The sequence below is a fragment of the Paraburkholderia sp. PAMB 6770 genome (assembly GCF_057748135.1).
Window position 1 is genome coordinate 1,533,653 of sequence record NZ_CM173239.1, and the last position, 12,902, is coordinate 1,546,554.

Annotated in this window: 11 protein-coding genes; 1 reads left to right on the forward strand and 10 read right to left on the reverse strand. The window is 69.1% G+C overall.

What is annotated here, in order from left to right; genetic code table 11:
* Positions 1 to 17: 17 nt before the first annotated feature.
* Together AC3AP7_RS24210 and sauS are read right to left on the reverse strand one after the other, a co-directional pair.
* Positions 18 to 1,688, reverse strand: a complete 1,671-nt coding sequence (locus AC3AP7_RS24210; protein ID WP_487362843.1) for an AMP-binding protein — start codon at positions 1,686 to 1,688, stop codon at positions 18 to 20.
* Positions 1,685 to 3,127 (reverse strand): acylating sulfoacetaldehyde dehydrogenase, encoded by a 1,443-nt coding sequence (gene sauS / locus AC3AP7_RS24215; RefSeq protein ID WP_487362844.1) that lies wholly within the window; start codon positions 3,125 to 3,127, stop codon positions 1,685 to 1,687. The genes AC3AP7_RS24210 and sauS overlap by 4 nt, the downstream gene beginning before the upstream one ends.
* A gap of 215 nt (positions 3,128 to 3,342) precedes the next feature.
* Here sauS and AC3AP7_RS24220 point away from each other — a divergent pair, with 215 nt between their 5' ends.
* The gene (locus AC3AP7_RS24220; protein WP_487362845.1) at positions 3,343 to 4,107 is read left to right on the forward strand and encodes an IclR family transcriptional regulator; all 765 of its coding nucleotides are present in this window, start codon (positions 3,343 to 3,345) and stop codon (positions 4,105 to 4,107) included.
* A gap of 243 nt (positions 4,108 to 4,350) precedes the next feature.
* Here the strand turns inward: AC3AP7_RS24220 and AC3AP7_RS24225 are convergent, their stop codons facing one another.
* The 8 genes from AC3AP7_RS24225 to gcvA all read right to left on the reverse strand — a co-directional run bounded on the left by AC3AP7_RS24225 (position 4,351) and on the right by gcvA (position 12,649).
* Complete coding sequence (locus AC3AP7_RS24225; RefSeq protein WP_487362846.1) at positions 4,351 to 5,670, reverse strand: MFS transporter; 1,320 nt, start codon at positions 5,668 to 5,670, stop codon at positions 4,351 to 4,353.
* 292 nt (positions 5,671 to 5,962) lie between these two features.
* Positions 5,963 to 6,112 carry a hypothetical protein gene (locus tag AC3AP7_RS24230; protein WP_487362847.1) on the reverse strand — a complete coding sequence of 50 codons (150 nt, stop codon included), beginning with the start codon at positions 6,110 to 6,112 and terminating at the stop codon, positions 5,963 to 5,965.
* Between the two features lie 66 nt (positions 6,113 to 6,178).
* A complete protein-coding gene (locus tag AC3AP7_RS24235; RefSeq protein WP_487362848.1) occupies positions 6,179 to 6,448 on the reverse strand; it encodes a hypothetical protein in 270 nt (89 codons plus the stop codon).
* A gap of 681 nt (positions 6,449 to 7,129) precedes the next feature.
* On the reverse strand, positions 7,130 to 7,867 hold the full coding sequence (locus tag AC3AP7_RS24240; protein WP_487362849.1) for an ABC transporter ATP-binding protein: 738 nt from the start codon (positions 7,865 to 7,867) through the stop codon (positions 7,130 to 7,132).
* 35 nt (positions 7,868 to 7,902) lie between these two features.
* Positions 7,903 to 8,922, reverse strand: coding sequence for a taurine ABC transporter substrate-binding protein (locus AC3AP7_RS24245; protein WP_487362850.1), 1,020 nt, complete (start codon positions 8,920 to 8,922; stop codon positions 7,903 to 7,905).
* A gap of 96 nt (positions 8,923 to 9,018) precedes the next feature.
* Positions 9,019 to 9,873, reverse strand: a complete 855-nt coding sequence (locus AC3AP7_RS24250) for an ABC transporter permease (RefSeq protein ID WP_487362851.1) — start codon at positions 9,871 to 9,873, stop codon at positions 9,019 to 9,021.
* Between the two features lie 778 nt (positions 9,874 to 10,651).
* A complete protein-coding gene (locus AC3AP7_RS24255; protein ID WP_487362852.1) occupies positions 10,652 to 11,446 on the reverse strand; it encodes an IclR family transcriptional regulator in 795 nt (264 codons plus the stop codon).
* Between the two features lie 309 nt (positions 11,447 to 11,755).
* Positions 11,756 to 12,649, reverse strand: a complete 894-nt coding sequence (gene gcvA / locus AC3AP7_RS24260; RefSeq protein WP_487362853.1) for a transcriptional regulator GcvA — start codon at positions 12,647 to 12,649, stop codon at positions 11,756 to 11,758.
* Positions 12,650 to 12,902: the final 253 nt, after the last annotated feature.

The following is a 12,902-nucleotide window of genomic DNA, read 5'->3' on the forward strand; positions in this document are numbered from 1 at the left end:
CCCGCGCGCCGTGTGGATCAACCGTGCGCCGGGGCGAGCAGCTTGAGCCGCTGCACCTTGCCCGACGGTCCGCGCGGCAGTTCGGTGACGAAGCGGATCTCCTTCGGCGTCTTGTAGCGGCCAAGCTCGCGCAGGCAATGCGCGCGCAGCTCGCCCGGATCGGGCGCGCCGGGCCAGTGGGCGGCGCGCGGCACGACGAACGCGACGATCTCCTGCCCGTAGGCCGCGTCGGGCACGCCCACCGCGGCCGCGTCGAGCACGCCCGGATGGCGCAGCAGCGCCTCGTCGATCTCGCGCGGCGCGATGTTCTCGCCGCCCTTGATGATCAGTTCCTTCGAGCGGCCGTTGATGTAGAAGTAGCCGTCGTCGTCGCGATAGCCGAGGTCGCCGGTGCGCAGCCAGCCGTCGGCGGTGAACGCACCGGCGGTTTCGTCGTCGCGCTTGTAGTAGCCGCGCATCAGCTGTTCGCCGCGCAGCACGATTTCGCCGCACTGGTGCGGCGCGCACTCGCGACCGTCGCGATCGATCACCTTCGCCTCGCCGCCCGACGGCAGCCCGATGCTGCCGACGCGCCGCCGCGCCGGCTCATACGGGTTGCTGAACACGGGCGCCGCGGTCTCGGTCATGCCCATCGTCTCGATCACGCCGATGCCGAAGCGCGCCTCGAACGCGCGATGATGGTCGGCCGGCAGCGCCGCCGACGCGCTGCGGCAAAACTTCAGCGCGGACAGGTCGAGCCCGCCCGGCTCGTCGCCGTTCAGCAGATACGCGACGATCGTCGGCACCACGTTGATCCACGTGCAGCGGTAATGCACGACGTCGCGCCAGAACGTGCGCGCGGAAAAGCGCGGCGCCATCACCACCGAGCCCGCGTGATAAAGCGGCGCGAGCAGCGTCACGACGAGCCCGTTGATGTGATAGAGCGGCAGCGACGCGAGCACGCGGTCGTCGGGACCGAGCCGATGCTCGGCGCTGATGTTGCGCGCGTTCGCGACGAGGCCGCGGTGCGCGAGCAGCACGCCCTTCGGCGCGCCGGTGGTGCCCGACGTGTACATCAGCAGCGCGATGTCGTCCGCGTCGCAGGCGGCGCGATGCGCGCCGTTGGGGCCGTTGAGGCCGTTGGGGCCGTTGAAGCCGTTGACCTCGTCCGCGCCGTTCACACGCGCGCCGCCACAGCCCGCGCGCGCCGGCGACAGCGCGGGCAGCACCGGCAGCGCGGTCGCGTCCGGCTCGCTCAGCACGAGCCCGATCTCGCGCGTCATCCCCTCCTCGCGCAGTTGCGCGAGCGCGTCGGCGAGCCCGCTGGCGGTTTCGCCGCACGCGAAGATCATCCGCGTATCCGAGTGCCCGATGATGTAGCGCAGCTGCGACGGCTGGCACAGCAGGTTCAGCGGATGCGCGACGAGCCCGCTGTACATCGCGCCGAGCAGCAGCGTCGCGGTCTGCAGCCCGTTGCCCATGAACACCGACACCACGTCGCCGGGCTGCAGGCCGGCTTCGCGAAAGCGCGCTTCGAGCGCGAGGCACTGGGTGCGCAACGCGCCGAACGTGAGCGCGGCGGAGTCAGAGGAGTCAGAGGAGTCGGCGGGGCGGGCCTCGCGCTCGGGCGCCGCGAGCAGGAACGGCCGCTCCGGGAACTGCGCGGCGCGCGCGTCGATCAGCGCGCGCAGGGTGGTGGGCGCGCTCATCGTCCGACCCTCTCGAAGTAATCGCCGAGCAGGTCGTCGAGCTCGGGCACCTGTTCCGCGACCGGATACGCGACGCGCGTCGTGTTCAGGTAGTGCCGGAAGCCCAGATTGCCGGAAAAGTTGTTGCGCCCCCAGGTGCCGCAGCCCATCGACAGCGAGAACGGCAGACCGTTGTCGAAGTTGCCGCCGGTCGCGAGGCAGTGCGCCTGATTCACGATCACGCGTGCAACCGGCAGGTGCTCGCCGAGTGCGACCGCCTGCGCGGGATCGGCCGAGTGCAGGCCGACCGAATGCCCCGCGCCCATGTACGCGTAGATGTGCCGCACCGTATCGGCCGCCGCGGCGAAATCGCGCGCACGATAGACCGCGAGCACCGGCGAGAGCTTTTCGCCGGAGAACGGATGCGCGGCGCCGAAGCCGTCTTCCTCGACCATCAGGAACGCGGGCTCGCGCGCGGCGACGTCGTCGAGGCCGGCGGTGCGGGCGATCTGCGTCGCCGCTTTGGCCGTGCAGCGCTCCGACAGCTTGCCGTCGTGCCACATCGCCGCCTGCAGTTGCGCTTTTTGCGCCGCATCGAGCAGCACCCCGCCGCACGCGGCAAGCTCGGCGAGCATCGCGTCGTAGACGGCGTCCTCGATCACGACGCTGTTCTCCGACGAGCAGCTGGTCGCATTGTCGAAGGTCTTCGAGCGCGCGATCTTCTGCGCCGCATCGCGCAGCGTCGCCGACGCCGTGACGATCGACGCGACGTTGCCCGCGCCGACGCCGAACGCCGGCGTCCCGCTCGTGTAGGCCATCCGCACGTTCGCCTGCGAGCCGGTCGCGACGACCAGATCCGCCTCGCGCATGAGCGCCGCGGTGGCGGCCTTGCTGATCGGCGCGGGCAGCATCTGCACGAGGGCGGGGTCGAGCCCGGCCTTCGCGAACTGCGCGTGGATGAATCCGATCAGCAGCGCGCACGACGAATAGCCCTTCGGAGACGGGGCGACGATCACCGCATTGCCGCATTTGAGCGCATTGACGATCTTGTTCGCCGGCGTGGCCGCCGGATTCGTCGACGGCGTGATCGCCGCGACCACGCCGACCGCGCGCGCGATTTCGACGATGCCGGTGCGCTCGTCGCGCGCGATCACGCCGCAGGTCTTCTGCCCGTGCAGGTCGCGCAGCAGCCCGAGCGTCTTGCGGTAGTTCTTGCGGAACTTGTCGTCGACGTTGCCCAGACCGGTATCGCGTACCGACAGCTCGGCCAGTTGCCGGTTGCGCGCCGGCTCCATGATCGCCCACGCGGCCGCGGCGGCGGCCGTATCGAGCCGCGCCTGCCCGGCGTCCGCGAAGGCCTGCTGCGCGGCGCGCGCGCGGGCGACGAGCGCGGCCACGCGCGGCCCCACGTCGTCTGCGCCGGTTCCTGCGGTTTCGGCTGCTGTAGCCCTGACGTTCATCCCTGTGCTCCACGGTGAAGAAGATGGTCGGTACAGCCAATCTATTCGTCCGTGTACGGTGCCGAGTCCCGTTTCCCGAACATTCGCAGACAGCCGCGCCGCGTGCGGCGAAAAGTGCGGAATTCGGGACTTGCCTGAGTCCCGAAAAGCGCGCGAACCGATGCACAATGACGCCAGCAGTGTGGAAGTGCACGGAACGGACTGGGGGACACAGCGTGGCGACGTCGAATCAGGCGAATGCGGCAGCAGTGCGCGCGTTTCGGGTGCTCGAAACGCTGGCGGAAGCGGGCCGTCCGCTGACGATGACCGATCTCGTGAACGCGCTCGGGCTGCCGAAGCAGACCGTGCACCGGATCCTCGTGCAACTGATCGACGCGTGGCTCGTGACCCGCAACGCCGCGAGCAAACGCTACGAATGCTCGCCACGCGTGCGCATGCTCGCGCTCAACGTGCTGATGCACGCCGGACCCGCGGCCGCGCGCCACGTGCTGCTCGAACAGCTGGTCGGCAGGATCGGCGAGACCTGCAACCTGACGATGCTGTCCGGCAACGACGTCATCTACGTGGACCGCGTCGAGACCGAATGGCCGTTGCGCGTGCATCTGCAACCCGGCTCGCACGTGCCGCTGCATTGCTCGGCGAGCGGCAAGCTGCTGCTCAGCTTCCTGCCGAAGGAGCGGCGCGAGCGCGTGATCGACACGCTGCCGCTGCGCGCCTATTCGGAGCGCACGATCACGGATCGCGACGCGCTGCGCCGCGAACTCGCCACGACCCGCCGGCGCCAGCTCGCGATCAACAACGAGGAGCATCTGCGCGGCCTGATCGCGATCGCCGTGCCGGTGATGCTCGACCGCAACCGCGCATGCGCGGCCATTGCGGTGCAGGCGCCGGTCGGGCGCGTCGCGCTCGACGATCTGCTCGCGTTCGTGCCGCACCTGCGGCAGGCGGCGGCGGAAACCGCGAGGACGTTTCGCGAGTAGGTGCGCGGTTGGGCCGCGTGGGCCGCACTTGGACCGCTTGGGCCCCTTGGACCGCCTGGCCGCGCCTGGACCTCCTGGACCTCCTGGACCTCCTGGGCCCCTTGGACCGCCTGGACCGCCTGGACCGCCTGGACCGCCTGGACCGCCTGGACCGCCTTGGCCGCCTGGACCGCCTGGCCGCCCGGGCGCGCCGCGTCACCCGGCCCGCCGGCCCGCCACGCCCCCGGCCCCGCCCGTCCCGCCTCAGGGTGCGCTGACCGCCGCCTCGTACGCGTGGCCGCGCCGCCGCTCGATGGCCCACGCGGACCACGCGGACACCAGCGCGGAGAACAGCACATACGCGCACACGGTCCACCATTTGCCGCCGCTCAGCTTCCACAGCGCGGTCGCGATGATCGGCGTGAGCCCGCTCGCGAAGATGCCGGAGAACTGGTAGACGAACGAGATCCCCGTATAGCGCACGTTCGCATCGAACAGGTCGGCGAACAGCGCGGCTTCGGGCCCGTACACCATCGCGTAGAAGATGCCGAACGGAATCACGATCGCGAGCCAGATCAGCAGCGTGTTGCCCGGCTGGCTCTCGATCAGCCAGAACGCCGGGTACACGGACGCGCCGCACACCAGCGAGCCCAGCATGTACACGCGGGCCCGGCCGATCCGGTCCGACAGGCTGCCGAACAGCGGGATGAAGAAGCACATCACGAGCGCGGCGAACATCACGCCGAGCAGCGCATCGGTGCGGCCCATGTGGATGTGCTGCGTCAGGTAGCCGATCGAGAACACCGCGAAGACGTTGAAGAACACGCCGTCGATGTAGCGCGCGCCCATGCCGAGCAGCAGCTCGCGCCGGCAGTGGGTCATCATGTCGACGAACGGCAGCCGCGCTTCGCGGCGCGTGCGCTTGAGCGCGAGGAATTCGGGCGTCTCCATCACCTTCAGGCGGATGTAGAGGCCGATCAGCACGAGGCCGAGCGATGCGCCGAACGCGATGCGCCATCCCCACGCGAAAAACGCCTGCTCGGACAGCAGGTGCGAGAGCGCCGCCACCATCCCGGACGCGAGGCACAGGCCGATCGACAGGCCGATCTGCGGCAGGCTCGCGTACAGACCGCGGCGGCGCGGCGGGGCGAACTCGTAGGCCATCAGCACCGCGCCGCCCCACTCGCCGCCGAGCCCGATACCTTGCAGCACGCGCAGCGACAGCAGCAGGATCGGCGCCCACACGCCGATCTGCGCGTAGGTGGGCACGAACGCGACGCCCGCGGTCGAGATGCCCATGATGACGAGCGTGAGGATCAGCGCCGACTTGCGGCCGATGCGGTCGCCGAAATGGCCGAACAGCACGCCGCCCACCGGCCGCGTGACGAAGCCGACCGCGAAGGTCGTATAGGCGAGCAGCGTCGAGACGAGCGGATCGCTGCCCGGGAAGTACAGCCGGTTGAACACGATGCCGGCGACCACGCCGTACAGAAAGAAGTCATACCATTCGACGGTCGCGCCGATCACACTGGCCAACGCGACACGGCGGATCATGCGGGGCTCGATACGCACTTCGGACGTCATGATGTACAGGCTCCTCCAGTTGGCGGGCCGTCCCGCGTCGCCGCGCGGCCGGCCCCGAAGCCCCTGGCTGGTCTCCTCCGGGGGGCGCTTGCCGCTCCGTCAAAACCTGGAAAACGGCACGTTTCGTTCTGGTTTATTGATGCGGAGTCCGTAGTTCAAGCGAATTCGCCGGATGTCGGCCAAACTGAGACGAAAGCCGGATACTTGTTTCATTTTCATGAAGCGCATGCGGTTGCTGCGGCGCCGCACGCGGGGCGCCGCACGAGCACGGTCGGGCCGGCCGCGCAGCGGTTCAGACGAGCGAGTCCGGATCGATCCGGCCTGCCTCGATCACGAAATGTCTTTCTTCGCTGCCGGGCGCAAAGAACCGCCAGTCCTCGTCGCCTTCGACGCCCTCCGGTTCGACGACGATCCTCACGCCATCGGACAGATCGAGGCTCACGCCGCCCGCATCGCCCGGCGATACCTTTTCGACGACCGCCGGAACGGGGCTGACCAGCAGCCGGCGCTAGCTTTCCGTGGTGCGCTCGGCGTCCTCGTCGGTCCCGCGGAGATCGGCCCGGCTTGCGACGATGCGGCCGGCCTGCTCGACCGACCAGTCGCACTGAACGTGCAGCGCCCACGTTCCGCCTTCGAGAAGCGTGCCTCTGCGCGTCCGGTAGCGCTTCAACGGGCCGAAATGCAGGGTCAGCATATCCATCGCATGACCAATACCGCTCACCTCAAGGCCGCAAAGGACGGAAAGACGCTGCGCAATGGCGGCCCGTTCATGGGTCATCGCCGGCTCCAAACATGTCTATCGCTCGCTGCATGATCTCGTGAAATCCCAGTCCTTGCTTGCTGATGTCCTGATGTCATTCCTGCGCGTCGTCTTTGCTCAGACCCCACGCTTTCACCCCTGACCTGAACGGCCTGTTCTGCGCCGGGTTATTGCCTGGCGTCCCCTCGCTACCTGCCAGCCCGATCGCACCGCCATCGGACGTGGCACCCGGATAGGCGAACGGCTGGGCGTCGCCTAATGGAGGACGGCCGGTCTCCCGTGGCACCCGGGGCATTTTCCCCTGTTCAGGTTGTTGCGGCGGCAACCCATCAGGGCGCGAGGGTACGGCTCCCGCTGGAGACTGCCTGGCCCGGTTTTCCCGGATGGCTTGCACGCACGCGCGCAAATCATCATGCACCGGAACGAAAATGAGTTGACCCGTCGCTATGGCCTCGACCACGGCCGCTGGCCAGCAGCGTCGATGAGCGATAGAGCGTCGCCGGAGTCGTCGCCGGCATTCTTATCGGGTTTGGGTTGCGCCGCGGCGCACGGCGGCCAGCGGCGGCGCGCGACGCATCCAGTCCAAGGCAGCGGCGAGGGGATACGGCTGCCCTCCCCCGGACGAACCGCATTCCTCGCGGGCCCGGACGCAGCCGTCATGCGACCGCCCCCGCGAGGGGGGCATTTTCACCGGCGCGCTCAGTGCGCGAGAATGCTCATCGCCTGCTTCTTCAGATCGAGGAAGTGCGGCTCGAACGCGACCTCCGGCGTGCGCGGCCGCGTCAGTTCGATCGGCACGTCGAGCGCGACCCGGCCCGGCCGCGCCGACAGCACGACCAGTCGTGTGCCGAGCAGGATCGCCTCGTCGATGTCGTGCGTGATGAACACGATCGTGCACTGCAACTGGTCCCATAGCTCGGTGAGGAACGTCTGCATCGAGCTGCGGGTCTGTGCGTCGAGTGCGCCGAACGGCTCGTCCATCAGCAGCACCTTCGGCTTCATCACGAGCGCCCGGGCGATCGCCACGCGCTGCTGCATCCCGCCCGAGAGCTCGTAGGTCCTGTGCTTCGCAAACGCTTCCAGCCCGATCACGCGCAGGATGTCGGCGGACGCCGCGCGGCGCTGCGCCTTCGGCACGTCGTGCAGCGACAGCCCGAACTCGATGTTGTCCTCGACGGACAGCCACGGGAACAGCCCCGCCTGCTGGAACACGACGACCCGGTCGGCGCCCGGCTGGTTCTTCACTTCGCCGTCGATGTAGATGTTGCCGCGCGACGGCACGGTGAGCCCCGCCAGCAGGTGCAGCAGGGTCGTCTTGCCGCACCCGGAGGAGCCGAGCACCGTGACGAACTCGCCGCCCTGGAACTGCAGGTTGATGTTCTCGAGCGCGGTGGTCGCGCCGAAGGTCTTGTACAGGGAATCGATGACGATATTCACAGGCTTCTCCTGCCGGGCGGCGGGCTACGGGGTACTTAGTGGGCGAGGTGCTCGGAATACTGCGGCGCAACGTTGTTCTCGAAGCTCGCCGGCACCGTCTCGATGCGTCCGATCTTGTTGAGCACCCTGGCCGTGTTCACGAGCGTCTGATAGGTCGCCGAATGCGTCACGCCCGCGCCGCTGCCCATCACCTTCGGCGTGGTCTGGTCGGCGCCGGAGAAGAGCTCGTAGCCGGCCAGTTCGCTGGTCGCCACGGGCACGCTCACGCCGGTTTCGCGGGCCATGTCGGCAAGCGCCTTGTCGTGCTGCTTCTGCGTCATCTGATAGCCCTCGTCGAGCGCGGCGACGAAGCCCTGCACGACCTCCGGGTGCGCTTTCGCCCAGTCGGCGTTGGCAATGCAGACGTTGTAGCTCGACGCAGTGCGCGGCAGATCGCCGTCGGTCTTGATTACCTTGCCGCCGGCCGTGCGCAGCGCGGTGAACACCGGATCCCAGACGATCGCCGCGTCGATCGCGCCGGTCACCCACGAGGTGCGCATCTGCGGCGGCGCCATGTTGATCTGCGTGACCGAGTCATACGGCACGTGCGCTTCGTCGAGGAAGGTCGCGAGTTCGAACGACGCCTGGGAGCCGGCCACGATCGCGATCTTCTTGCCCTGCAGGCCGGCCACGTCATGGATGCCGCTGTCGGGCTTCACGACGATGCCCGCCGCGTTCGTATAGCGCTCCTGGTTGTAGACGATCGTCATCGGCAGGCCCTGGGCGATCGCCGTGACGAGCGGCGGCACGCCGAGCCCGCACATGAACGTGAGGCTGTTCGAGGCGAGCGCGCTCATCGCGGCCGGGCCCGAGCTGAACATCTTGTACTGCACGTCGGCATTCATGTGATGCTCGAACAGGTGCTCCGCCATCGACACCATGTACGGATCGGCGCCGTTGTCTTCGTAGCCGACAATGACCTGCATCTTGTCGGCCGCGTGGGTCGCGGCCGGGAGCAGCGAGCCGGCGGCCATGACGAGCGCTGCGGCAGCGTGGGTCCAACGGGTCTTTTTCATTTAAGGTCTCCTGGGGTGATGCGCTGGGCTGGTTCGCCGGGTAATTGCCTGCCTGTTTGCGTACTGATTCGCCTGCCTGTCTGCTTCGTTATCCGGTTAGCTGTTGCCGCGCCACGGCACGACCACGTCTTCGATCTTGCGAATCACCAGCTCCATCGCGTAGCCGATCAGCCCGATGATCACGATCCCGACGATCACGATGCTGACCTGCAGCGCCTGCCCGGCGAACTGGACGAGCCACCCGAGCCCGCTGCTCGCGGCGATCAGCTCGGCGGCCACCAGACAGGTCCACGCGACGCCGATGCCGACCCGCATTGCCGTGAAGATCTCCGGCAGCGCCGACGGCAGCACCACCTTGCGGAAGATCTGCGCGTTGGTCGCGCCGAGCGTGCGCGCCACCGAGATGCGCAGCGGCGGCGTGCTCTTGACCCCGGACATCGTGCCGATGATGATCACCGGGATCGTGCCGACGAGGATCAGGATCGCCTTGGGCAGCTCGCCGATCCCGAACCACACGACCAGCAGCGGGATGTACGCGAGCGGCGGCACCGGCCGCACGAACTGCAGCAGCGGATCGATGATGTCGAACACGACCTTGTTGCGCGACATCAGCAGCCCGACCGGCACGCCGATCGCGATCGCGCCGACGAAGCCGATCACGATCCGGAAGCTGCTGATCAGGATGTCGCTCGCGAGCGATTGCCCGCCGTAGCCGTGACGCAGGACCGCGACGAACGACTGCCAGACCGCGACCGGCGAAGGCAGCGCGAACGACGGAAATACACCCGCCATCGACACCGCCTGCCAGAGCGCCACCGCCACCACCAGAACCACGACGGTCACCCCGTACGAGCCCAGTGGGGGGGGCGCGCGGCGGCGCCGGGTGTCCGGTGCGCCGGACGGCGCGACGGGTTGCTTGACAGCCTTGCCATGCTGGGATATCGCTCTCACCGCCCTCTCCTCATGTGCCAGATACCGTGGACGCGCCGCCCGGGGCGACCGCTCGCGCAGTCTGCCCGCGCGGCGCGTGAATGACGCAGACCTGTGATCGTCGAGGCCGTGGCCGACACCGCACGGGCGGGTCGTGCCATCCGTGCCATCCGCGCCGCCGCCGGCCTCAGCCTCTCACTTCAACTATAGTCAGCAGTCGCGGCAACGGCGGTCTGCGTGATGCATCGCATAGGCCTGCTGGACCGTTGAATCAAGCATCGGCAATCAATAAACAGGCGGGTAGTGCCAGGCACAGGGATCCGATGGATCCAGCCGCAGCGCCGCCAAAGCGCCGTGGCGCCGGGGAAAGCGGCGCTTCCAGCGGGTCCTGCGGGGGGCGGCGCGGCGGCCGTGCGGCGGCCGTCGGCGCGGCTGACGGCACGTCCGCACGGGCTTTGCGCGCGTAGCACGCCCGTGCCGGAACGGCACGCAAGCGGGGCACGGCACACCCCGGAAAAGTGCACCGGGCGAGCCGCGGCGGAGTACCGCCGCGCGCAGCGGGCTCAGGGTTTTACCCGGGGCCGGTACGCGGTCCCGGTCGCGTGATTTTGAAACGAATTGTGCCGGAATCGCAGGGGTGGGGGGCGGCACGAGGGCGCCGCCGGTGCGGATGCGGATGCCGGCGCGGATGTGGATGTGGATGCGGATGCGGATGCGCGCGCAGGTGCAGGTGCGGGTGCGGGTGCGCGTGCCGACGCAGCGCGACGGGTAGCGAGGGCGGCCGCCGCGCGACCGCGCGCTACGCGACCGCAGCCGCCTCGGACGGTTGCGCCGCGTCGCGCTGGAACGTCGCGGCGAGGTCGAGCGCGGCCTGCTGCAGGCGCGGCGCGAACCCGAGCGTGCGCGACAACGGCGAGCGCGATACCGGCGCATGCACGGCGACCGCCGCGATGCAGACGCCGTCGGCATCGACGATCGGCGCGGCGATACAGACGATGCCGGCAACGAACTCCTCGTTGTCGATCGCGAGCCCCTTGTGCGCGATGCGGTCGAGCTCGGATTCGAGCAGTTCCGGGTCGGTGATCGTGTTCGGCGTGAAGCGTTCGAGGTGCATCGCGCGCACGAGCGAGCGGCGCACGTCATGCGGCTGCAGCGCGAGCAGCATCTTGCCGCTTGCGCTGCAGTGCGCGGGCACGCGCGAGCCCGGCTTCAGTTCGAGCCGCAGCGGCCACGCGGACTCGACGCGGTCGAGATAGACGACTTCGGCCTCGTGCAGCATCGTCAGGTTGCAGGTCTCACCGAGATCGGCGACGAGGCGTGCGAGCACCGCGTGGCGCAGCGCCCGCGTGCCGGACTGCAGCACGATGCCGAGTCCGAGCCGCGCGAGCCGCGGCCCGACCGCGTACGCGTTGCGCTGTCCCGGCTCGCGCACGACGAGCCCGCCGGCTTCGAGCGACGCCAGCATCCGGTGCAGCGACGCCTTGGGCAGATCGACGTCGCGCGCGAGCTTCGCGAGCGACACCGCCTCGCCGGCGTTCACGAGGTGCTCGATCAGCGCGAAGGCGCGCAGCGTGGGGGTGTCCGCAGCAGTCATGGAGGGGCGTGGCCTGAAATGGGATGCACGATGATGCGCGCTATTTTAACCGGACTCCCACGGGCAGCCGGGTCCGCCGCCGAGCCGGGCTTGCGCGCCGGGCGTCGGGCATCGGGCATCGGGCATCGGGCATCAGGCATCCGGCATCAGGCATCCGGCGTCAGGCATCAGGCATCAGGCAAGCGCCCAACGCCCAACACCGCCCGGCTAAAACCGGCAACCCTGCGGCACGCGCCCTGCGCCAGGCCCAGCCTCGCCTCCTGCGCCGGTGGCCGCGCCCCACCCTCAGCCCCTCAACCCCTCAGCCTCTCAACCCTTGTCCAGCGCGTCGACCAGCCAGTCGTGGAAGCTGCGCAGCTTCGGCAACTCCGCGCGCGACTTCAGCAGGTTCAGCGTGTAGCCGCTCACCGTCAACCCCTGCAGCCCGAACGGCGCGACGAGCCGGCCCGCGTCGAGTTCGCGTTGCGCGAGCAGCAGGCTCTCCAGGCACACGCCGAGCCCGTCGACGGCCGCGCTGATCGACATGAACGAGCGGTCGAAGCGCGGCCCGCGCGTCGTGTCGAGCGGCGCCTTGCGATGCAGGCGCATCCAGTCGCGCCAGCCGACAAGGCAGCCTTCGCTGTGGATCAGCGTATGGTGCTGCAGGTCCGCGACCTTCGCGATCGGGTGCTCGCCGTGCGCGAGCGCCGGCGCGCACAGCGGCACGACCGTCTCCGGCGGCAGTTCGAGCACCAGCGTGCCGGGCGGCTGCAGCTTGCGCGCGCCGTAGCGGATGTCGATGTCCACCGCCTCGCCGACCAGGTCGACCGCGCCCGACGACGCGTTCAGACGCACGTCGATGTCCGGGTACGCGGCGCTGAAGCGCGCGAGCCGCGGCATCAGCCATTGCGTCGCGAAGCTCGGCGTACTGTGGATCGTCAGGATGTCGCTCTTCGCGACGCGGCCGATCTCGCGCGTCGCGCTCTCGATGCGCGCGAACGCCGCGGAAATCTCCTCCGCGTACTGGCGCCCCGAGTCCGTCAGGATCGCCGCGCGGTGCACCCGGTGAAACAGCCGCACGTTCAGCTGCTCTTCGAGCAGCCGGATCTGATGACTCACCGCCGACGGCGTGACGAACAGTTCGTCTGCCGCAAGCGCGAACGACGACAGCCTCGCGGCAGCCTCGAACGCCTGGATCGACTTCAGCGTGACGCGATGTTGCATGGCAGCGCACAGTTGCATTGAATTCACCGATCGGCCCATATTAATTCGTTTGAGCGCGCGAACTCAAGCGATTACGCTTCTTTCATCGGCAAAGGCGACGCGCAGCAGCGCCCCGCCCGCCGGCAACCGGCGGCGCGCGGCGCACGCCTTCGCAGAACAAACCGGCCGCACGAGCCCGGCCATACACAGGAGACACGCGTGAAGAACAGCGACCCCGCGTTGCGCGCCCGCCTTGCGGACTGCGCCCGGCGCA